This window comes from Amycolatopsis iheyensis, assembly GCF_024703995.1.
GTDB classification, from domain to species: Bacteria; Actinomycetota; Actinomycetes; order Mycobacteriales; family Pseudonocardiaceae; genus Amycolatopsis; species Amycolatopsis iheyensis.
In genome coordinates this window covers 265725-286034 of sequence record NZ_JAMXQV010000002.1, presented here as the reverse complement: position 1 = coordinate 286034, position 20310 = coordinate 265725, and the positions used below count along the sequence as shown (strand labels likewise).

The window sequence follows — 20310 nt, the reverse complement described above, 5'->3', positions numbered from 1 at the left end:
GCTCAGCGGTGGCGCTCGAGGTCCTCCGGCGTGTCGATGTCGTCCGCTTCGCCCCGCTCGGCGGGCACGTCGGTGATCCGCAGACCGGCCAGGGTGCGGCGCAGCGCGGCGTTCTCCAGCTGCTCGGGCAGCGCGGCCGCCAGCGCGGCGACGCGCCAGGCGCCGAGCAGCCACTGCCGCGACCCGGTGGCGTCGACGAGCACCGCGCCGTCGCCGTCCCCGATGCCGGCCACCAGCCGGTCCACTGTGGACCGGCGGACGCCCGGGAGGTCGGCGGCCAGCACCGCGACCGCCTCGACGTCTTCGGGGACGAAGGCGAGCCCGGCGGCCAGCGCGGCGACCGGCCCGGTGCCGGGCACCGGCTCCCGCGTCCAGACGACGTCGAACCCGGCCCGCCGCGGCCCGACGGCGATCACCCGTTCGGCCCCTTCGAGCGCGTGGATCGCGCGGGCCAGCAACGGCTTCCCGCCCACCGACAGCGCCGGCTTGTCCACACCGGACAGTCTGCGGGCCGAACCCCCGGCCACCACGATCCCCGCGTACCGCATCCCGGGAATCTAGCCCATACTGGACGCGTGTCCTACACCGTCGAGCCCCGCGTGGACTCCTACATCGACGCCCTGCCCGCGTGGCAGCAGGCGATCTGCCGGGAGGTCCGCGAGCTGGTGCACGCGGCCGATCCCGAGGTCGTCGAGACCATCAAGCGCACCCGGCAGCCCTACTTCGTGCTCGAGGGCAACATCTGCGCGCTACTGGCGGCGAAGGACCACGTCAACGTCTTCGTCTACGACGGCGGCATCGTCCCCGACCCCGAGGGCATCATCACCGCCGGGCACGACAACAAGACCGCCCGGACGGTGGCCTTCCGCGAAGGCGAGCCGATCAACGCGCCGGCGCTCACCGCGATGTTCCGGCAGATCATCGCGAACAACCGGGCGGGCGGGTGGCGCAAGCTCAAGCGCGGGTGAGCACGAGGTAAGCCAGGCCGAGCACACCCCGGTAAACGCCCACGTACTCGCGCAGCCGCCGGTCGAGCCACGCCCCGACCTCGCCCGCCCGCGGGTCGTCCGGATGCACCGCCAGCCACTCCTCCCAGCCGGCCCGGGAGGTCGACTCGAAGTCGTCCCATTCGAGCGGGTCGGCGGTGCTGAGGTGCCGGACGCGCCAGCCGGCGTCGGCCGCGGCGTCGAGCAGCTCCGGCAGCGTCAGCGTGTCCTGGCCGAAGATCTCCAGCGCCGCCGGGTTCGGCGGGGTCGCCCAGAAACCGTCGCCGTAGAGCAGCCGGCCGGACGGCACGACCTCGGCCAGCCGCGCCAACGCGGCCTTCGTCGAGCCGAAGACGTGCGCGGAACCAATGCAGAAGGCGCGCTCGACGGGAACGTCCCAGGTCGCGGCGTCCGCCTCGGTGAAGTCCATCGCCAAGCCCCGCTCGGCGGCCGCCGCCCGGCCGCGCTCGAGGCCGGTCACGTCGGTGTCGACGCCGGTCACCCGCAGGCCGGGCGCCCGCGCGGCCGCCCGCAACGGCAGCTCACCCCAGCCGCAGCCGAGGTCGACGAGGTGGCCCGTGTCCAGGGCCATCCGGTCGAGCAGCAGCGAAGCATGGGTCTCGGACAGGGGCGTGTTCCAGCGCATCCGCGAGCGCCGCAGCGCGTTCAGCTCATCGTCCACCCGGCGATCCTGGCGGCCGGACGACCACGGCGTCGACCGGGTTTCAGCCGATCAACCGGGTCGCGTACGGCATGATCCCGCCGTAGCGCACCGGCGCGACCCGCACGCGCAGGCCGGACTGCGGCGCTTCGACCATCTGGCCGCCGCCGAGGTAGAGCGCCACGTGGTGGATGCCACCCGCGCCGCCCCAGAACAGCATGTCGCCGCGCCGCATCTGCGACAGCGGGACCCGCCGCCCGGCCGTGTACTGGTAGCCGCTGTAGTGCGGCAGGCCCCTGACCCCGGCGAACGCGTAGATCATCAGGCCCGAGCAGTCGAAGCCGATCTTGTTGTAGTCGCCGTAGCGGTCGGCAACCCCGCCGTCGCGGATGCCGCGGGTCGGGCCGCTCTGGTTGCCGCCGCCCCACGCGTAGGGCAGGCCGACCTTCGACAGCGCCCGCGCGATGACCGCTTCGATCGACGAGCCGGCCGGGCCGGCCGCCGGTTTGCTCGCCGGGCGGCCACCACCGCCGGACGAACCGAGCGCGGCCTGGCGGGCACGCTCGTCGTCCTCGCGCTGCTTCTCGGCGAGCCAGTCCTGATAACGCTGGCGCTGCCCCTGCAGGCCGCTGACCTTGGCCTGGGCGGTGTAGAGCTGCTGCTCGACGTCCGACTTGTTCTTCTCGAGCTGCGTGTTCTGCGTGGCCTGGCTGTCCTGCGCGCTGATCGCGGCGGACTGCGCGGAGTCCGCGCTGGTCTTGGCCTCGCGGGCGGCGTCCTGCTTCTGCTGGGCGATCTCCGCGGCCTTGCGGGCGGCGGCGTCCTTGTTGGACTTCTCGGTCTGCGCCTGCTGGAGCCGGTCGAGGGCGTTGAGCCGGTTGCCGCCGACGGCGTCGAGCAGCTGCGCGCGGGCGAGCATGTCCTTGGGGCTGTCGGCGCTGAGGTAGGCCGAGAGCGAGCCGACCGTGCTGCCCTGCTGGAAGCTCGCGGCGGCGAAGGTCTTGAGGTCGTTGCGGGCCTTTTCGATCGCCCCGGCGGCGGCGTCGGCCTCGCCGCGCGCGGCCTTCGCGTCGTTCTCCGCCTGCGTCGCGGCGTCCTGCGCCGACTGCAGGTCGACCAGGGCCTTGTTGGCCTCTTCCTGCTTGAGCTCGACGTCGTCCTGCAGCTGCGACAGCTTCTGCTCGGCCTGGGCCAGCTGGTTGGTCAGCCGGCCGACCTCGCCGGCCTTCGCGTTCGCGTCGGCCTTGCTCGAGTTGATGTCCGAGTCGCTGGGGTTCGGCGGTGGCGGGGGCGCCGCCAGGCCGGTGCCGCCGGCGCCGAACAAGATCACCAGCGTGAGCGCGCTCACAGTGAGTCCACGGCCTCCACGCCGTCTCGCCACGACCGCCCACCTCCACTCACCTGCGCACATCGCGCGTCACTGCAGTCACACCACTATCACAAGCATCACCGGAAACTTACACACCGTAGGCACCAATTCCCCTTATTGAGGGACCCTCGTCGCGGATGGCGCAGCCCACACCGCGTGTCGTCTTGTCCGTTAAACAGGACACGCGTACTGTTTGAGGCACCGCGAGGTGTGCCATCCCGAATCCGGTCCTACGGTGGGGGTGCGCAAGACTCGCCCCCACCGAACCCGACCGAACTGACCCGGGACTCGACCGCCGCACCGGCGCGGAAGTCCACGCCACTGGAGTTAGACGTGACCGCACCTGCCAGCAAGGACAGCTTCGGCGCCAAAGACACGCTGAAGGTCGGCGACGCCTCGTACGAGGTGTTCCGCCTGAACAAGGTCGACGGCGCCGCGCGGCTGCCGTACAGCCTGAAGATCCTGCTCGAGAACCTGCTGCGCACCGAGGACGGCGCGAACATCACCGCCGACCACATCCGCGCGCTGGGCTCGTGGGACCCGAACGCCGACCCGTCGATCGAGATCCAGTTCACGCCCGCCCGCGTGATCATGCAGGACTTCACCGGCGTTCCCTGCGTCGTCGACCTCGCCACCATGCGCGAGGCGGTCACCGACCTCGGCGGCGACCCCGACAAGGTCAACCCGCTCGCGCCGGCCGAGCTGGTCATCGACCACTCGGTGATCATCGACGTCTTCGGCCGCGCCGACGCCTTCGAGCGCAACGTCGAGATCGAGTACGAGCGCAACCGCGAGCGCTACCAGTTCCTGCGCTGGGGCCAGGGCGCCTTCGACGAGTTCAAGGTCGTCCCGCCGGGCACCGGCATCGTGCACCAGGTCAACATCGAGCACCTCGCGCGCACGGTGATGTCCCGCAACGGGCAGGCCTACCCCGACTCCTGCGTCGGCACCGACTCGCACACCACCATGGTCAACGGCCTGGGCGTGCTGGGCTGGGGCGTCGGCGGCATCGAGGCCGAGGCCGCCATGCTGGGCCAGCCGGTCTCCATGCTGATCCCGCGCGTCGTCGGCTTCAAGCTGACCGGCGAGATCCCGGCCGGCGTCACCGCCACCGACGTCGTGCTGACCATCACCGAGATGCTGCGCAAGCACGGCGTGGTCGGCAAGTTCGTCGAGTTCTACGGCGAGAGCGTGTCGGCGGTCCCGCTGGCCAACCGCGCCACCATCGGCAACATGAGCCCGGAGTTCGGCTCCACCGCCGCGATCTTCCCGATCGACGACGAAACCGTGCGCTACCTCAAGCTGACCGGCCGCTCCGCGGAGCAGGTCGCGCTGGTCGAGGCGTACGCCAAGGAGCAGGGCCTCTGGCACGACCCGTCGCACGAGGCGTCCTACTCCGAGTACCTCGAGCTGGATCTCTCGACGGTCGTCCCGTCGATCGCCGGCCCGAAGCGCCCGCAGGACCGCATCGAGCTGTCGGACGCGAAGTCGTCGTTCCGCAAGTCGATCCACGACTACGTGGACGGCGAGCAGCCGACCCCGCACACCAAGGTCGACGAGGCCGTGGAGGAGTCCTTCCCGGCTTCGGACCCGGCGGCGCTGTCCTTCAAGGACGAGGACGCCGTGGACCTCCAGTCCGCGGCCAACGGCGGCAACGGCCGGCCGTCCAAGCCGGTCAAGGTGTCCAGCGCCGACCGCGGTGAGTTCGTCCTCGACCACGGCGCCGTGGTGATCGCCTCGATCACCTCCTGCACCAACACCTCGAACCCGTCGGTCATGCTCGGCGCCGCGCTGCTCGCGCGCAACGCCGTCGACAAGGGCCTGTCGGTCAAGCCGTGGGTGAAGACGTCGATGGCGCCGGGCTCGCAGGTCGTCACCGACTACTACACCAAGGCCAACCTGTGGCCGTACCTGGAGAAGCTGGGCTACCACCTGGTCGGCTACGGCTGCACCACCTGCATCGGCAACTCCGGCCCGCTCTCGGACGAGATCTCCGCGGCCATCCAGGAGAACGACCTCACCGCGGTCTCGGTGCTCTCGGGCAACCGGAACTTCGAAGGCCGGATCAACCCCGACGTGAAGATGAACTACCTCGCGTCGCCGCCGCTGGTCATCGCCTACGCGCTGGCCGGCACGATGGACTTCGACTTCACGAACCAGCCGCTGGGCCAGGACACGGACGGCAACGACGTGTTCCTCAAGGACATCTGGCCGACCGCGCAGGAGATCCAGGAGACCATCGACTACGCGATCACGCAGGAGATGTTCACCAAGGACTACGCCGACGTCTTCGACGGCGGCGAGCGCTGGAAGTCGCTGCCCACCCCGGAGGGCAAGACCTTCGAGTGGGACGCCGAGTCCACCTACGTCCGGAAGCCCCCGTACTTCGAGGGCATGACGCCGGAGCCGGCGGCGGTCACCGACATCACCGGCGCGCGCGTGCTGGCGAAGCTGGGCGACTCGGTCACCACCGACCACATCTCCCCCGCCGGCGCGATCAAGCCGGGCACCCCGGCCGCGCAGTACCTGACCGAGCACGGCGTGGAGAAGAAGGACTTCAACTCCTACGGCTCGCGGCGCGGCAACCACGAGGTGATGATCCGCGGCACCTTCGCGAACATCCGGCTGCGCAACCAGCTGCTGGACGACGTGCAGGGCGGCTACACCCGCGACTTCACCCAGGACGACGCGCCGCAGGCGTTCATCTACGACGCGGCCCAGAACTACGCGGCCCAGGGCACCCCGCTGGTCGTGCTGGGCGGCAAGGAGTACGGCTCCGGCTCGTCGCGCGACTGGGCGGCCAAGGGCACGTCGCTGCTGGGCGTGCGCGCGGTGATCACCGAGTCGTTCGAGCGCATCCACCGCTCGAACCTGATCGGCATGGGTGTCATCCCGCTGCAGTTCCCGGCCGGCGAGTCGGCGGCGTCGCTGAAGCTGGACGGCACCGAGACGTTCGACATCTCGGGCATCACCAAGCTGAACGACGGCGAGACCCCGCGCACGGTGCACGTCACCGCCACCAAGGCGGACGGCACCAAGGTGGAGTTCGAGGCGGACGTCCGCATCGACACCCCGGGTGAGGCGGACTACTACCGCAACGGCGGCATCCTGCAGTACGTGCTGCGGAAGATGACGCAGGCGTAAGGGTTTCGGCTCGGCGAAGGCCTCCTCACCGGCAGTCCGGCGAGGAGGCCTTCGCTCGTTTCCGCCCGCGGTGAACTTCGGCCCGGCCGGGCTCGGCGATCACTACTGTCCCTTCCATGGCGACTGTCACGACACGCACTGTCGAGTACCCGGCCGACGGCCTGACGATGGTCGGGCACCTCGCGCTGCCCGCCGGCGCCGGCCGGCGGCCCGCGGTGCTCATCGGACCCGAGGGACCGGGGCTGAACGACTTCCAGCGCGGCCGGGCCGACGCCCTCGCCGAACTCGGGTACGTGGCGCTGGCCTTCGACCTGCACGGCGGCCGCTGGTACACCGACCCGCAGGAGATGCTGGCCCGGCTCGATCCGATCCTGGCCGACCCCGACCGGTTGCGGGACATCGGCTTCGCGGCGTTGGACGTGCTGTGCGCCGAACCCCGGACCGACCCGGACCACGTCGCCGGCATCGGCTACGGCACCGGCGGCGCGGTCGTGCTGGAGCTCGGGCGCGCCGGCGCCCCGCTGCGAGCGATCGCGACGGTCAACGGCCTGATCACCGGCCGGCCCGGGGAGGCGGCCCACATCTCCTGCCCGGTGTGGGCCGGGGTCGGGTCGGAGGACCCGATCCAGCCGCCCGCGCAACGCGAGGCGTTCACCGCCGAGATGCAGGCCGCGGGCGTCGACTGGCGCCTGGTGACCTACGGCGGCGCCGAGCACGCCTTCCACCACCCGCCGGTCGGGCCCGGCCAGACCGTGCTGCCCGGTGTCGGCTACCACGCCAAGCACGCCGGGCGTGCCTGGCGCGACATCCTCGCCCTGCTCGGCGAATGCCTGCCCAGCGTGGCCTGAGTCCGCTACGCCGGGACGGCTTCCCAGCGCACGCTGGACACCGAAGGCTCCAGCGAGAGCCGCGAAACCGCCGACTCCATCTGGGCGTCGTCGCGCTGGTCGCCGATCAGCTCGGCGCGGACCTCGACCGTGCGGTCCTCGCGGTCGGTGCTCAGCACCGAGAGCAGCCGGAAGTCCGTGCGGGTCAACGACTGCACGAGCAACGCCCGCACGTGGGCCTCGGTCGCGTCGCGGGTGACGGCCTGGAACGCGTACTTCGTCGGCGTCTCCTCGCCCGCGTCCGGGCGGCGGTCGACCACCCGGCCCAGCGGCCGCAGCACCACGTTCACGCCGACGACCACGGCGGTGCCGGCCGCCGCGACCACGTACAGCCCGGCCCCCGCCAGCGCGCCCACCGCCGCCGAGCACCACAGCGTCGCCGCGGTGTTGAGGCCGCGGACGTTGAGGCCGTCACGCAGGATCACGCCCGCGCCGAGGAACCCGATGCCCGAGACGATCTGCGCCGCCACCCGCGTCGGGTCGGCGTCGCCGCTCGAGGCCAGCCCACCGAAACCGTGGGCGGACAGCAGCACGAACAACGTCGCGCCCACCGCGACCAGGGCGTTGGTGCGCAGCCCGGCCATCCGGGCCCGGAACTGGCGCTCGACCCCGATGACCGCGCCCAGGCCGACGCCGGTCCCGACGCGCAGCAGCATTTCGAAGATGGTCATGTCCGACTCTTTTCCGGCGTGCGCGCACTGCCGGACAGGAGGAGACCGGAGGTGATCAGCCCAGCCGGAAGCCTCCGGTGAGCGCACGCCCGGTCGTCCGTTGACTGTCCGCTGGCATGTGCCGCTCACCTCGCTTCCGCTTCTCGTGATTGATCAACCCGGCCACTGTAGCGCTTACTTCCAGTGCCGGCGCAGGTGCGGTACGAGATCTTCGGCACGCTCGTCGGGGAAGAACAGCTTCGCGCCGGGCACCTCGACGACCTCGGTGACGCCGGGAACCGCGTCCCGGAACCGGTGCGCCCATTCGAGGGTGAAGTTCGGGTCGCCGGTCCCCTACACCAGCAGCGTCGGCACGCGGAACTCCTCGAGCAGCGGCTCGATCGCGTCCAGCTCCTCGCCGCGGACCGACGTCAGCAGGCGTTCGAACTGCCGCGCCGCGGCACCGACCGGCCGCACGAAAGCGGCCAGGACGTCGTCGGGCAGCAGCTCGGGGTGTTCGTAACCGCCGCCCAGCGCGCCGGTCCGCGCCCGCGCCGGGTCGGCGGCGAGCCGGACGAGCAGCGGGGCGAGCTTCCCGCGTTCGGCCAGCTCGACGACCGGGCGAAACGCTTCGGGCGGCAGGTTGCCCTGCGTGTCGCAGTTGGTCAGGGTGAGCGTGCGGACGCGCCCGAGCTGCCGCACGGCGAAGACCTGCGCGACAGCACCGCCGGTGTCGTTCGCGACGAGGTCGACCTCGTCGAGCTCCAGCGAGTCGCAGAAGTCCTCGAGCAGGCGCGCGAGCCCGTTCAGGCTGAGGTCCTGCTCGGGCGTCACCGGCGACGCGCCGTGCCCCGGCAGGTCGGGCGCGACGCAGCGGCGCTCCCCCGCCAGTTCGGTCATCACCTTGCGCCACAACAGGTTGTTCGTTCCGACGCCGTGCACGAAGAGCGCGACCGGTCCTTCGCCGACGTCGGTGTAGCTCACGTCGCCGGCCGCCGTCGACACGCGGCCGCGCAGGTCCTCCCAGGTTCGCAGGTCCATCGGTAGAGTCCCTCCAGAAGTAAACCGACTGACGGTCTAGTATCAACAGACCGACAGTCGGTTTGTCAACGACGGAGGCTGCCGACCCGCATGAACAAGAAGATCGACCGCGGCCAGGCGACCCGCGACCACCTCGTCGCGGTCGCCACCGGCCTGTTCACCGACCACGGCTACGACGGCACGTCGATCGAGGCCGTCCTGCGGGCCGCGGACGTGAGCCGGGGCGCGCTCTACCACCACTTCCCCGGCAAGGACGCGCTGTTCGAGGCCGTCCTGGACACCGTCTACGACCGGGTCGGCAAGGAAGGCGCTCGAGCCGTCGAGGGCATCGAAGAGCCGGCGGCGGCGCTGCGCGCGGCCTGCCTGGCGTGGATCCGGAGCACCGCGGATCCCGTGGTGCGTCAGGTGATGCTCATCGACGCGCCGGCCGTGCTCGGCTGGCAGCGCTGGCGCGAAGGCGACGAAGCCCGCACGCTCGGCAAGATCAAGGTGGCGCTGCGCCGCGACGGCCGCATCCCGGCCGCCCGCGTCGAGGTCTTCGCGCACGTGCTGCTCGCCGGGATGAACGAGATCGCGATGCTGGTCGCCCGCGCGGACGACTCGACGAGCGCCGCGAAAGAAGCCGAAGAGGCGGCCGGGGACCTGCTCGACCGGCTGCTCGGCACGTGAGAACGGGCCGGGGCGACAGCGTCGCCCCGGCCCGGTTCCGTGCTGCTACGCGGTTTCGAAGGGCTGGACGTTCGGCTGGAACACCTGGCCGTTCGCCGGGACCTTCAGGTCGGTCAGGTAGTCCGCCACGGCCTTGTCGACGCCGAGGGCGTCACCGAGGATGCAGTGACCGAACGCGTCGACCGACAGCAGGCGGGAGTTCCCGAGCTCGGCCGCTATCCGCTGGCCGAACTTGTACCGCGTCGCCGGGTCGTAGTAGTTGCTCACCACGACGACCGGCACGTCGGTCTTGGCCCGCCACGGGCCGCGGTAGGCGTCCGGCTTCTTCGCCGGCCACACCGGGCAGCCCGCCGTGTCGGCGAAGGCCTGGTAGCGGCCGAAGGTGCGCGACTCGCGCTCCCACTTGGCGGCGATGTCGGGCACCTGCTCCTGCTTGATCTTGAACGGCTTGTCGGCGCAGTTGACGGCGAAGTACGAGTCGTCACTGGTGTAGGGGCTGTCCGGGTTCTGGTCGGCCAGGCCCTGCTTGCCACCGGTGAGCACCTTCAGCTGCTTGGCGGCCAGGGTCTGCGCCTGCGCGCCCGCCGGGTGGAGGACGTTGTACAGCGCCTGCAGGTCCTCGGCGAGGCCGGGGAACGCCGAAGGCGAGTACAGCACGCTCGAGACGCCGCCGGTGAACGAGTTGATGTCCACCGTGCCGCCGCCGGGGATGGTGATCGGCTGCTTGCGGAGGTACTCGCGCAGTTCGTCGAACTTCGCGCGCGGGGTGCCGTCGCTGAACGCGCACTTGGCGCCGACCTGGTCGCAGCGCTTGAGGAACCCGTCGAGCGAGATTTCGAAGCCCTGCGCACGTTCCCGGTCGTACTGCACGCCGTCGCTGGTGCGCAGCGCCGGGTCGACGTTGCCGTCGATGACGATCGCGCGCGACTGCTTCGGGAACATCGAGGTGTAGGTCGAGCCGATCAGCGTCCCGTAGGAGAAGCCGACGAAGGTGAGCTTCTGGTCGCCGACCGCCGCGCGCAGCGTGTCGAGGTCGCGCACGACGTCCTTGGTGGACATGTGGTTGAGCAGCGAACCCGCGTTGTTCTTGCAGAACTGCCCGTAGTCGCGGTAGCTGGCCAGGGTGCCGGCGATGTCGGCGCGGCTCAGCGGCACCGGGATCTGGGCGCCGAAGACCTCGTCGGCGTCCTCCTGGGTGGTGAAGCAGCGCAGCGGGTTGCTCTGGCCGACGCCGCGCGGGTCGAACCCGATCAGGTCGAAGCGGTCCAGGACCGGCGGCTGGAAGTAGAACTGGCCGCTGATCGGCATCCGCAGGCCGGAGCCGCCCGGGCCGCCGGGGTTGAGGAACAGCGAGCCGACCCGGGTGCCGGGCGTGCGGGCGGCGCGCTTGAGCAGGGCGATGTCGATGGTGCCGAGCGCGGCGTTGTCGTGGTCGATCGGCACGCGGTAGCGCGCGCAGCTGTAGTACTTCACCTGGTCGGCGGGAACGCCGGCCAGCGTGGCGGCCGAGCAGGTGCCCCAGTTCACGGCCGCGGTCGCGCCGACGACGGCGGGCTTGACGGCCGCGTCTTCGGCCGCGGACGCGGCGGCCGTCCCCGTGACGCCGAGCCCGGCCACGAGCGCCCCCACCAGGGCGAACGACCGCACCCGGCCTCTTGTGGATCTCCGCAAGACGTCTCCTCCCGTAGTGGCGTACTCGCCGCGCGTCCGAGACGTCACGGCGCGTTACGGGGGAGACACTGGCACAAACCGCCGAATACCGGCACCGGCCGAAAGGATGGTGGGAAGCTACCGGTCCGCCCGGCAGAGTACGAAAACGGGTAACGGCCGGGCGGCTTCCTGCTGCTCCATCGCGTACCCCGGCCAGAACTCGAGCAGCTCCGCCCACATCGCCATGTACTCGTCACCGGTCAGCTCGCGCGCCACCACCTCGACCGGCCGCCCGGCGAAGGCCACCTCCGCCTTCGGGTTCGCGCGGAGGTTGAGGGCCCACGCCGGGTCGTTCGGCCGGCCCCAGTTGGACGCCGTCAGCACGAAGTCGCCGCCGTGCGGGAAGTAGAGCAGGTTGGTGCTGCGCGCCAGCCCGCTCTTGCGTCCCGTCGTGGTGAGCCGCAGCGACGGCAGCCCGGCGAGCGCCACGAGGCTCACCCGGCCACCGAACGCGCGGTGCAGCTTCTTGTCGGCCCACACGACGAACCGCGAGGTGCGCATGAGCCACGGCTTCGTGCCGACGGCCCGGGCCAGTGCCCGGAGAGGATTAACCACGCACGGATTTTGCCAGGCTCACCCCGAACCGCTGCTGGGAGTCGGTCCACCAGTGCTCGAGCGCGAAGCCGGCCGCGGCCAGCTCCGCCTCGACTCCGCCCGGGCGGAACTTGGCCGAGATCTCCGTCCGGATGTGCTCGTCCTCGGCGAAGCGCACCGTCAGGTCCGCCCCCGGGATCTCGACGGTCAGCGCGCGCCGGGCCCGCAGCCGCATCTCGATCCACTCGTTTTCCGCGTCCCAGTGGGAAACGTGCTCGAACTCGTCGAGGTCGAAGTTCGCGCCCAGCCGGGCGTTGATCACGCGCAGCACGTTCTTGTTGAACTCACCGGTGACGCCGGCCGCGTCGTCGTAGGCGCGTTCGAGGATCCCGGCGTCCTTGACGAGGTCGGTGCCGAGCAGCAGCCACTCCCCTTCGTCGAGGACCTCCCGCACCGAGCGCAGGAAGACCGCGCGCTCGGCGGGCAGGAAGTTGCCGATCGTGCCGCCGAGGAAGGCCACCACCCGCGGCTGGCCGCCGGGCAGCAGGGCGAGGTGCTGGGTGAAGTCGCCGACGACACCACGGACCGTGAGTCCCGGGTAGTCCTTCGAGATGGCTTCGGCGGCTTCGGCCAAGGCCGACTCGGAGACGTCGAGCGGGACGAACGCCTCCAGCGTGCCGTGGCCGGTGAGCGCGTCGAGCAGCAGCCGGGTCTTCTCGCTCGACCCGGACCCCAGCTCGACGAGCGTGTGCGCGCCGGACAGCCGCGCGACGTCGACGGCGTGCGCGGCCAGCACCTCGCGCTCGCTGCGCGTCGGGTAGTACTCCGGCAGCTGGGTGATCTTCTCGAACAGCTCGCTGCCCTCGGCGTCGTAGAACCACTTGGGCGGCAGCCACTTCCGCTCGGCCGTGAGCCCGGCGACGACGTCCGCGCGCAGTTCTTCGGTGACGGCGTCGCCCGAGCGGTGGTGGTCGAGATCGACTTCGGTCATGAACGCTCCTGGGTCAGGGGAAGCAGGTCGACGCCGGCCGCGGTGGCGCGCACGGCGTGGTGGTCGGGAACGGGCTTCCAGCGCGGGTCGCCGTCAACCGGTTCGGAGGCGAGCAGCACGCCGGACGCGGTCCGCAGCACGGACAGCGCGTGCGTCCAGGCGGTGCCGATGAGGGTCGAGCCGTCGGTGAGCAGGAAGTTGAGCCGGGAGCCGGGCGCGGCGGCCTCGACGGCGGTCGTCAGCTCCGCCACCGCCGTCAGCGGGTCTTCACCCGCCGCCAGCCGGGCCCGCAGCAGGGCCCAGAGCACCGCCGAGTCCGTCGGCGCCGCCAGCGTCAGCAGTTCGGTCACGGGCAGGGTCTTGGCGAGCTCGGCCAGCGAGTCCGGCCAGCCGCGGACGACGCCGTTGTGGCTGAACAGCCAGCGCCCGGCGGTGAACGGCGCCGCGGCCGCCTCGGTCACCGGCATGCCGGTGGTGCCGTTGCGGACCGCGGCGACGAACGCGCCCGAGGTCACCGACGCGGCCAGCGGCGGCAGCGTCTCGTCGGTCCACAGTGGCGTGGACCGCCGGTGCCGCAGCGGGGCCGAGCCAGGGCCGGGGTACCACCCCAGCCCGAACCCGTCCGCGTTGACCGAGCCACCGCCGCGCATGTCGGCCGGCGCGTAGGACTGCACCAGCAGCGAATGCGGCGCGCGGAAAACCGCCTCGGCGGGCGAAACCGGCTCGCCGAGGTATCCGAGGTGGCGGCACATGCGCCTAGCCCACCTCGCCGGGCGCCGCGTCGCGGGCCGTGCGGAAGCCGGCGAAGATCTGCCGCCGGATCGGGTAGTCCCAGTTGCGGAACGTGCCCCGGATCGCCGCGGAGTCGGTGCCGAACGAGCCGCCGCGCAGCACCTTGTACTCCGGTCCGAAGAAGACCTCCGAGTACTCCCGGTACGGGAACGGCGCGAAGCCCGGGTAGCCGTGGAAGTCGGTGCTCGTCCACTCCCAGACGTCGCCGATCAGCTGGTGCACCCCGGCCGGGGACGCGCCGGCCGGGTACGCCCCCGCCGGCGCCGGGCGCAGGTGCGCCTGGCCGAGGTTGGCGTGCTCGGCCGTCGGTTCGCCGTCACCCCACGGGAACCGCCGCGACCGGCCGGTCGCCGGGTCGAACCGGGCGGCCTTCTCCCACTCGGCCTCGGTCGGCAGCCGCCGCCCGGCCCAGGCCGCGTACGCCTCCGCTTCGAAGTAGGAGACGTGCACGACCGGCTCGTCGGCGGTGATCCGCTCGTACGCGCCGAACCGGGTGCGCCACCAGCCGTCCTGCTCCCGCTGCCAGAACCGCGGGGCGGTGATGCCGTGCTCCCGCAGGTAGGTCCAGCCCGCCGGGCTCCACCACCGCTCGTCTTCGTAGCCGCCGCTGTCGAGGAACTCGGCGTAGGGCCCGCAGGTGACCGGGACGGTGTCCATCCAGAACGCTTCGACGACGATCTCGTGCGCCGGGCGCTCGTTGTCCAGGGCCCACGGCTCCGCCGTCGTGCCCATCGTGAACGCCCCGCCCGGGACGAGGACTTCGGCGGGCAGCGCGCCCGAGCGGGCGGGCGGCGGCTCCGGCGCGTGCAGCACCGGTTCGCCCCGGCGCAGCTGGTGGGTGGCCAGCATGGTCTCGTCGTGCTGCTGCTCGTGCTGGGTGATCATGCCGAACGCGAAGGCCTGCTCGGTCAGCCGCCGGCCCGTCATCGGCGCGTGTTCCAGCACGTCGAACGCCTTTTCGCGGACCTGCTTGACGTACGCGCGTGCCTCTGCCGGGCCGAGCAGCGGCAGCTCCGGGCGGTCGGCGCGGGCGTGCTGGAAGGCGTCGTAGATGTCGTCGATGTCCGGGCGCAGCGGCTCGCGGCCGCCGACGTCGCGGACCAGCCACAGCTCTTCTTGGACGCCGATGTGCGCCAGGTCCCAGACCAGCGGCGACATCAGCTTGGAGTGCTGGCGGATCAGGTCTTCGTCGTCCACCGCGTCGGTCAGCGCCACGCTGCGCGCCCGCGCCCGGGTCAGGGCTTCGGCCGCCCGGGCGCGCAGGTCCTGCTCGCTCAGGCCGCTCAGTGCTTCCGTGCTCATGCTTCGCTCCTCGATCGGTACGCGCGCCCCTGCACGCTTTCGCTGATCTCGGTGATCGACTCCGCCGCGAGTCCCGTGGCGCCCAGCTCGGCGCAGCCGAGGTCGGCCAGCGCCGCCGCGACGGCCGCCAGCTCCGGGTCGGCCAGGCCGCGGTCCGCGGCCTGGGTCCACCGGTCCGCCACCGGCGCGCAGACCGCCCGCACCTTGTCCACAGTGGACGGCCGGGCGAGCAGCGCCGAGACCAGCGCCACCGGCGCCAGCCACTCGTCCGGCGGTTGCGCGTCGAGGTACCGGATCTCGAGGTACCCCTGGGGCCGGACCGGGGTGAACATCGTGGTGAGGTGGTAGTCGAGGTCGGCCGCGGTCGGCTTCGGCAGCAGGGCGGCCGCGCCCTTGCCGTCGATCCAGTCGGCGAACGTCAGCCCCTCCGGCGCGTCCCACGGCCGGTCGCCGCGGGGCAGCACCATCAGGGGGACGTCCATCAGCCGCGCGGCCCACGCTCCGGCGGGGTCGTCGTCCGCGACGCCGGACGTGCGCGTGCGGACCGCTTCCGTGTCGTGCACCGCGAGCCACCGGGCGGAGGCGTGCCCGGTGTCGTGTCCGGCGTGGACGCGGGAGTTGGCGAACAGCGCCAGCAGTGGCGGGCCCATGGCGTGGGCGGCCGCCCAGCGGGCCGCGTACTGCTCCTGCTCCCCCGCGTCGAGGCAGATCTGCAGGCCGGCGGTGCTGCACATCATCGTGAGGCCGCCGGGACCGATCTGCGCGAACCGCCGTTCCATCGCCGCGTAGCGCGGGGTCTGCAGGGCCCGGCGTGGCGCGCGGTGGGCGTCGATGCCCGTTTCGCCCAGTTCGAGGCCGTGCCGGGCGAGGCGGTCACGCAGGTGGTGGAGGTCGGCCGTGACGACTGCGTCGAGTTCGCGCAGGGAGGCCTGGGGAGGAGCGGAGATTTCGACCTGGCACCCGGGCTCGAGGCTCACTGGTGAACCTGCCGGGAGCGGTGAAGCGGGACTTTCGGGGCGGAGCGTCCGCGGGGTGTGCGGGCCCAGCGCCGTGGCGAGTACGTCCGTGTCGAGGGGTCTGGCCGGGTCTTCGGCGTGGTGCACGGTGAACTCCAGCTCCACGCCGGTCAGGCGGGGTGGGCCGTGCTTGAAGCACACCGATGCCACGTACGCCTCGCCGGCCGCGCGGTCCGCCAGGACCCGCGCGGTGCGGTTCGACGCACTACCCGACTTCTCGGGAAAATGGTGCACCGCTGTCATGTCCGTTCCTGTTCCGTGTGGTGGAACTTCTTGACTTCGGACGCTACACGCGGGGTACGACAAAAACAGGCCGGATCTTGCCCACCGGGAGCCGGTCACCACTCCGTAAGAAGTCCCGGATCAGGGCAAAGCGGACTCGGTGCCCAGGCCCAGTTCGGCCGCCGAAGCCCGGACCGCCTCGATCACCAGGTGCAACGCCGGACGCCGGAACGCGGTGCTGCGGTAGGCGATCGACACCGTCCTCAGCAGCGGTGTCGTGAGCGTGACGACGTCGATCCCCGGTGGCCGCAGCAGCCGCAGCCCCAGGTCCGACACGAGGGTGATGCCGAGGCCGGCGCCCACCATCGCCATGGCCGTGGACTGCTCTTCGACCTCGTGGTTGATCTTCGGCGCGAACCCGTGCCGGCGGCAGGCGGTGCGCATCGCCCGGCCGAAGTGCGACTTCGGGCTGGCCAGGATCCAGGGGTGCTCGGCGAGGTCGTCCAAAGAGGCCGTGCCTGACGGCACCGCGCCCCGCGGCACGGCCGCGTGCAGCCGCTCGACGGCCACGACGGCCCGTTCGAGCCCGGCGTCCCACGGCATCGGCGAATCGGAGTAGTCGATGACGAACGAAAGGTCGAGCGTGCCGTCGCGGACGGCCTCCGCGGTGTCTTCCGGCGCCAGTTCACGCGTGCGGACCTCGATGCCCGGGTGCTCACCGGCGAGCGCGTTCAGCGCCGTCGGGAGCAGCCCGGAGGCCACCGACGCCCACACCCCGGCGGTGAGCCGGACCGTGCGGGCGTCCTGCGCTTCTTCCAAGGCGAGGGTCGCGCGCTCGACCGAGCCGAGGATCTCTTCGGCGTGCTCGGTGAGCAGTTTGCCCAGTTCGGTCAGCTGGACGCGCCGGCCGAGCCGTTCGAACAGCTTCGCGCCGACGTCGCGCTCCAGCTGGGCGAGCTGCTGCGAAACGGCGGAGGCGGTGTAGTGCAACGACGCGGCCGCCGCCGTCACCGTCCCCTTGCGCTGCAGCTCGCGAAGCATCCTCAAGCGGTGCAACGAAAGCTCCATACACCAAACCTAAACGAGATCGTGCAGCAGCGTTAAATGGACGCGGCCGCTCGCCCGGGCGCACCCTCGGGGGAGGCGGTCCCGACGGACCGCCCCGGACTTCCCTGGAGGTGAGTGGCCTGATGACCCCGCGCAACGCCGAGCCGCTGATGCGGCTCACGTGGACCGACCCCATCACCGGCGCGCACGGCTACCTGGTTGTGCACAGCCTGGTCTCCGGCGTCGCCACCGGCGGCACCCGGATGCGGGCGGGCTGCACGATGACCGAGGTCGAGGACCTCGCCCGGGGCATGGCCAACAAGACCGCGACCTTCAACCTGCCGGTCGGCGGGGCGAAGGGCGGCATCGACTTCGACCCGAAGGACCCGCGGGCGTTCGACGTGCTGAAGCGGTTCTGCGCGTTCCTGCGGCCGTGGCTCGACGCGCACTGGGTGACGGCCGAGGACCTCGGCGTCCCGCAGCACCTGATCGACGAGGTGTTCGCCGAGCTCGGGCTCGAGCAGTCGTACCACGCGGCGATCCGCCGTTCGGCGGACCCGGGGCGCACGCTGCGGCGGGTCCAGGCGGGCCTCAACGCACCGGTGCCGGGCGGGCTGCTGCTCGGCGACGTCGTCGGCGGCTACGGCGTGGCGCAGGCGTGCCTCGGCGTCGCGGCGGCGTGGGACTGGGACGTGCGCGAGACGACCGTGGCGATCCAGGGCATCGGCACCATGGGTGGTGGCGCGGCCTGGTACCTGCACGAGGCGGGGATGAAGGTGGTCGCGGTGGCCGACGCCGCGGGCACGCTCTACGACCCGGTCGGCCTCGACGTCCCGGCGCTGCTGGAGCTGCGCGACCGCTTCGGCGAGGTGGACCGGTCCCGCCTGCCGGCGGGCGTGCGTGCCCTGCCCCGCGAGACGATCGTGGGCATCGACGCGGACGTCTTCGTCCCGGCGGCGATCTCGTACGCGCTGCGCCCGGACAACGAGAACCTGGTCAAGGCCTCGGTGGTCGTCGAGGCGGCGAACGCGGCGACGACACCGGAAGCGGAGGCGGCGCTGTCCGCGCGAGGCGTGGCGGTGGTGCCGGACTTCGTGGCCAACGCGGGTGCGGCGGCCTGGGCGTGGTGGCTGCTGCTGGGCGAGGTCGGCGCGGACCCGGCCGACTCGTTCCTGCGCCTGCGCACGGAGATGCAGTCGAAGGTGGCCCTGCTGCTGACGGAGTGGAAGCTGGACCGCCTGCCGTTGCGCGTGACGGGGCTGCGCCTGGCGGAGACGAACCGCGCCCAGCGCGCGGAGGCGGCACTGACACCGGCGGGCGAGCCGGGGCTGCTCATCCCGTGACCCGGGGGTCCGCGCGGCGCCCTGGTGGGTGGGCGCCGCGCGGGAACCCTCGGTGATCCGGCCGACGCTGGACGCGGGGCGGCGCCGCGGAATCGACCGGCCGCCCGCAGGCCCGAACCCGCGCACTACCGCACCGACACCGCGCGACCAACCGGCCGCCGGCGGGCCGGCGCCGCGTGGAAAGCCCTCAGCTCGCGAACCGGTCGGTCGCCCCGACCAGCACGTCCTGCATCGAAGCCGCCGACACGGTGTGCCCCACGTCGTTCAGCATCACCAGCTCGCTCCCCGGCCAGGCCTGCTGCAGCAACCACGGCGTGCCCACCAGGTTGCTCGTGTCCAGCACCCCCTGCGCCAGCACCCCCGGGATCCCCGCCAGCTTGCCGGCCTCGCGCAGGATCACGCCGTCCTCGAGGAACGCGCGGTTGCTGAAGTAGTGCGTCACCAGGCGGGCAAAGCACAGGCGGTACGCCGGGTCCTCGAACACGTCGTGCGGCGGGACGCCCGGGAGCATCGCGTCCTCCCAGGCACACCAGTCCGCCGCGGCCTGGTGGTGGACCGCCGGGTCCGGGTCCATCAGGAGCCGGTGATACGCCGCCGAAAGGTCGCCGTCGCGGTCGGTCTCCGGGACTCCCTCGCGGAACTTCGCGAAGCCCTCCGGGAAGTACGCGCCGAGACCGCGGATGAGCATCTCGACCTCCACGAAGCGGTCGGTCGCCAGGCCCATCAGGATGATCTCGCTGACCCGGCCGGTGTGCCGCAGCGCGTAGGTCAGGCTCAGCACCGAGCCCCAGGAACCGCCGAACAGCAACCACTTCTCGATGCCGAGCCGGGTCCGGAGCAGCTCGAAGTCGGCCACCAGGTGCTCGGTCGTGTTGGCCGAGAGGTCCGCGACCGGCGCGCCCGCGTGCGGGGTGCTGCGGCCGCACCCGCGCTGGTCGGCCAGCACGATCCGGTAGCGCGCCGGGTCGAAGAACCGGCGGACGTTCGCCGAGCACCCGGACCCGGGGCCGCCGTGCACCACCAGCGCGGGTTTGCCGTCCGGGTTGCCGCAGGTCTCCCAGTAGATCTCGTGCCCGTCGCCGACGTCGAGCATGCCGCTCTCGTACGGCTCGATCTCGGGGTACAGCCCAGCCATCGACGCATCCTTCCGCCACCGAACTACAACAGCGCTGTCACATTAGCGGCTGAGCCAAGCCGAAGCGCCACCTTTTCAGCGTCAGACCAGGGTGCCGGCCAGCTCCGTCAGCGTTTCGGCCAGCTCGCGCGGGCCCGCCGGGCCGATGTGGATGACGGTGTCGTCGCCGGCGCCGGAGGTGTAGCTCAGGTACCGGCCCCAGTCCGTGTCGGCGTAGTGCAACGGCTGCTGCAGGCAGGTGTGCCGCCCGACCTCGTCCCGGCGCCCGGCGTAGAGCTCGCCGCTGCCCGACACCGGCCGCTGCACCAGCTTGACGACGTCGGCGATCGCCGGCGACAGCGGGTAGGCCTCCTGACCGAGGCGCGCCGCCTCGGTCAGGTCCGCCACCCGTACCGAACGCGGGTGCCCGCCGCCCGCCCCCAACGGTGGCAGCTGCTCGACGAGGCTTTCGGCCAGCAGGTTCCGGTCGATCTCCTGGACACCGACGTGCGTGCCGTCGGAGACCGCCAGCACCGCCTGCAGTCCCTTCGCCGCGGCGAGCACGCCGTAGGTCTGGCCGTCGACGCCGACCCAGCCGTAGCACTCCCGCGCCGGGCTGACCAGCAGCGGGAGCCAGTCGAGGAAGTCGACCGTCGCCCGGCCGCGGGCGTCGACCAGCCCGGCCTCCGCCAGCGCGGCATCGACCCGCTTGTCGGCCTCGTCGCGCTCCCGCGGCGAGAGCCACAGCGGTTCGGGCCGCAGCGTGATGTGCAGCTGACCGACCTGCTCGCGCTCGGCCAGTGCGGCCAGCGCCTCGACCGGAACGTCCACC

19 protein-coding genes are annotated in these 20310 nt (G+C 72.0%); 5 read left to right on the top strand and 14 right to left on the bottom strand.

Features of this window, described 5'->3' with window-relative positions; all coding sequences use genetic code 11:
* Positions 1–2: 2 nt before the first annotated feature.
* The gene (mobA, locus tag M8542_RS05030) at positions 3–548 is read right to left on the bottom strand and encodes a molybdenum cofactor guanylyltransferase (RefSeq protein WP_257918798.1); all 546 of its coding nucleotides are present in this window, start codon (positions 546–548) and stop codon (positions 3–5) included.
* A 27-nt stretch (positions 549–575) separates the two neighbouring features.
* On the opposite strand from mobA, the gene M8542_RS05025 reads away from it, so the two are divergent.
* Positions 576–968, top strand: coding sequence for a DUF1801 domain-containing protein (locus M8542_RS05025; RefSeq protein WP_257918797.1), 393 nt, complete (start codon positions 576–578; stop codon positions 966–968).
* On the opposite strand, the gene M8542_RS05020 is transcribed toward M8542_RS05025, so the two are convergent.
* Together M8542_RS05020 and M8542_RS05015 are read right to left on the bottom strand one after the other, a co-directional pair.
* Entirely contained in the window at positions 955–1668 is a 714-nt protein-coding gene (locus tag M8542_RS05020) for an SAM-dependent methyltransferase (protein ID WP_257918796.1), read from the bottom strand. The two genes, M8542_RS05025 and M8542_RS05020, sit on opposite strands and share 14 nt — an antisense overlap.
* 43 nt (positions 1669–1711) lie before the next feature.
* Positions 1712–3058, bottom strand: a complete 1347-nt coding sequence (locus M8542_RS05015; RefSeq protein WP_257918795.1) for an NlpC/P60 family protein — start codon at positions 3056–3058, stop codon at positions 1712–1714.
* A 291-nt stretch (positions 3059–3349) separates the two neighbouring features.
* On the opposite strand from M8542_RS05015, the gene acnA reads away from it, so the two are divergent.
* Both acnA and M8542_RS05005 read left to right on the top strand, forming a co-directional pair.
* Complete coding sequence (gene acnA / locus M8542_RS05010) at positions 3350–6160, top strand: aconitate hydratase AcnA (RefSeq protein WP_257918794.1); 2811 nt, start codon at positions 3350–3352, stop codon at positions 6158–6160.
* A gap of 116 nt (positions 6161–6276) precedes the next feature.
* Positions 6277–7008 (top strand): dienelactone hydrolase family protein, encoded by a 732-nt coding sequence (locus M8542_RS05005; protein ID WP_257918793.1) that lies wholly within the window; start codon positions 6277–6279, stop codon positions 7006–7008.
* 5 nt (positions 7009–7013) lie between these two features.
* Here M8542_RS05005 and M8542_RS05000 read toward each other — a convergent pair whose 3' ends face one another.
* Positions 7014–7718: an MgtC/SapB family protein gene (locus tag M8542_RS05000; protein WP_257918792.1), complete on the bottom strand. Its 705-nt coding sequence runs from the start codon at positions 7716–7718 to the stop codon at positions 7014–7016.
* A gap of 333 nt (positions 7719–8051) precedes the next feature.
* A complete protein-coding gene (locus M8542_RS04995; RefSeq protein WP_257918791.1) occupies positions 8052–8738 on the bottom strand; it encodes an alpha/beta hydrolase in 687 nt (228 codons plus the stop codon).
* 90 nt (positions 8739–8828) lie between these two features.
* Here M8542_RS04995 and M8542_RS04990 point away from each other — a divergent pair, with 90 nt between their 5' ends.
* Positions 8829–9407 (top strand): TetR/AcrR family transcriptional regulator, encoded by a 579-nt coding sequence (locus M8542_RS04990; RefSeq protein WP_257918790.1) that lies wholly within the window; start codon positions 8829–8831, stop codon positions 9405–9407.
* Between the two features lie 45 nt (positions 9408–9452).
* On the opposite strand, the gene M8542_RS04985 is transcribed toward M8542_RS04990, so the two are convergent.
* From M8542_RS04985 to M8542_RS04955, 7 genes are all read right to left on the bottom strand, one after another.
* The gene (locus M8542_RS04985) at positions 9453–11054 is read right to left on the bottom strand and encodes an alpha/beta hydrolase (RefSeq protein WP_257918789.1); all 1602 of its coding nucleotides are present in this window, start codon (positions 11052–11054) and stop codon (positions 9453–9455) included.
* A 141-nt stretch (positions 11055–11195) separates the two neighbouring features.
* The gene (locus M8542_RS04980) at positions 11196–11618 is read right to left on the bottom strand and encodes a nitroreductase family deazaflavin-dependent oxidoreductase (protein WP_257919231.1); all 423 of its coding nucleotides are present in this window, start codon (positions 11616–11618) and stop codon (positions 11196–11198) included.
* Between the two features lie 46 nt (positions 11619–11664).
* A complete protein-coding gene (gene egtD, locus M8542_RS04975; protein WP_257918788.1) occupies positions 11665–12642 on the bottom strand; it encodes an L-histidine N(alpha)-methyltransferase in 978 nt (325 codons plus the stop codon).
* On the bottom strand, positions 12639–13394 hold the full coding sequence (gene egtC / locus M8542_RS04970) for an ergothioneine biosynthesis protein EgtC (RefSeq protein WP_257918787.1): 756 nt from the start codon (positions 13392–13394) through the stop codon (positions 12639–12641). The genes egtD and egtC overlap by 4 nt, the downstream gene beginning before the upstream one ends.
* A 4-nt stretch (positions 13395–13398) precedes the next feature.
* Positions 13399–14736, bottom strand: a complete 1338-nt coding sequence (egtB, locus tag M8542_RS04965; RefSeq protein ID WP_257918786.1) for an ergothioneine biosynthesis protein EgtB — start codon at positions 14734–14736, stop codon at positions 13399–13401.
* Complete coding sequence (locus M8542_RS04960) at positions 14733–15995, bottom strand: glutamate-cysteine ligase family protein (RefSeq protein ID WP_257918785.1); 1263 nt, start codon at positions 15993–15995, stop codon at positions 14733–14735. Before M8542_RS04960 ends, egtB begins: the two co-directional genes overlap by 4 nt.
* A gap of 120 nt (positions 15996–16115) precedes the next feature.
* Complete coding sequence (locus M8542_RS04955; protein ID WP_257918784.1) at positions 16116–17042, bottom strand: LysR family transcriptional regulator; 927 nt, start codon at positions 17040–17042, stop codon at positions 16116–16118.
* Positions 17043–17164: 122 nt separating this feature from the next.
* Here M8542_RS04955 and M8542_RS04950 point away from each other — a divergent pair, with 122 nt between their 5' ends.
* On the top strand, positions 17165–18364 hold the full coding sequence (locus M8542_RS04950; RefSeq protein ID WP_257918783.1) for a Glu/Leu/Phe/Val dehydrogenase dimerization domain-containing protein: 1200 nt from the start codon (positions 17165–17167) through the stop codon (positions 18362–18364).
* A 187-nt stretch (positions 18365–18551) separates the two neighbouring features.
* Here the strand turns inward: M8542_RS04950 and pip are convergent, their stop codons facing one another.
* On the bottom strand, positions 18552–19499 hold the full coding sequence (gene pip, locus M8542_RS04945; protein ID WP_257918782.1) for a prolyl aminopeptidase: 948 nt from the start codon (positions 19497–19499) through the stop codon (positions 18552–18554).
* Positions 19500–19580: 81 nt separating this feature from the next.
* On the bottom strand, positions 19581–20309 hold the full coding sequence (locus M8542_RS04940; RefSeq protein ID WP_257919230.1) for an ESX secretion-associated protein EspG: 729 nt from the start codon (positions 20307–20309) through the stop codon (positions 19581–19583).
* Position 20310 lies beyond the last annotated feature (1 nt).

Excerpts from the sequence above, each read along its gene's own strand:
- mobA (WP_257918798.1), bottom strand. The coding sequence starts at position 548 with ATGCGGTACGCGGGGATCGTGGTGGCCGGGGGTTCGGCCCGCAGACTG.
- M8542_RS05015 (WP_257918795.1), bottom strand. The coding sequence starts at position 3,058 with ATGTGCGCAGGTGAGTGGAGGTGGGCGGTCGTGGCGAGACGGCGTGGA.
- M8542_RS05005 (WP_257918793.1), top strand. The coding sequence starts at position 6,277 with ATGGCGACTGTCACGACACGCACTGTCGAGTACCCGGCCGACGGCCTG.
- M8542_RS05000 (WP_257918792.1), bottom strand. The coding sequence starts at position 7,718 with ATGACCATCTTCGAAATGCTGCTGCGCGTCGGGACCGGCGTCGGCCTG.
- M8542_RS04995 (WP_257918791.1), bottom strand. The coding sequence starts at position 8,738 with ATGGACCTGCGAACCTGGGAGGACCTGCGCGGCCGCGTGTCGACGGCG.
- M8542_RS04990 (WP_257918790.1), top strand. The coding sequence starts at position 8,829 with ATGAACAAGAAGATCGACCGCGGCCAGGCGACCCGCGACCACCTCGTC.
- M8542_RS04980 (WP_257919231.1), bottom strand. The coding sequence starts at position 11,618 with ATGCGCACCTCGCGGTTCGTCGTGTGGGCCGACAAGAAGCTGCACCGC.
- egtD (WP_257918788.1), bottom strand. The coding sequence starts at position 12,642 with ATGACCGAAGTCGATCTCGACCACCACCGCTCGGGCGACGCCGTCACC.
- egtC (WP_257918787.1), bottom strand. The coding sequence starts at position 13,394 with ATGTGCCGCCACCTCGGATACCTCGGCGAGCCGGTTTCGCCCGCCGAG.
- egtB (WP_257918786.1), bottom strand. The coding sequence starts at position 14,736 with ATGAGCACGGAAGCACTGAGCGGCCTGAGCGAGCAGGACCTGCGCGCC.
- M8542_RS04960 (WP_257918785.1), bottom strand. The coding sequence starts at position 15,995 with ATGACAGCGGTGCACCATTTTCCCGAGAAGTCGGGTAGTGCGTCGAAC.
- M8542_RS04955 (WP_257918784.1), bottom strand. The coding sequence starts at position 17,042 with ATGGAGCTTTCGTTGCACCGCTTGAGGATGCTTCGCGAGCTGCAGCGC.
- M8542_RS04950 (WP_257918783.1), top strand. The coding sequence starts at position 17,165 with ATGACCCCGCGCAACGCCGAGCCGCTGATGCGGCTCACGTGGACCGAC.
- pip (WP_257918782.1), bottom strand. The coding sequence starts at position 19,499 with ATGGCTGGGCTGTACCCCGAGATCGAGCCGTACGAGAGCGGCATGCTC.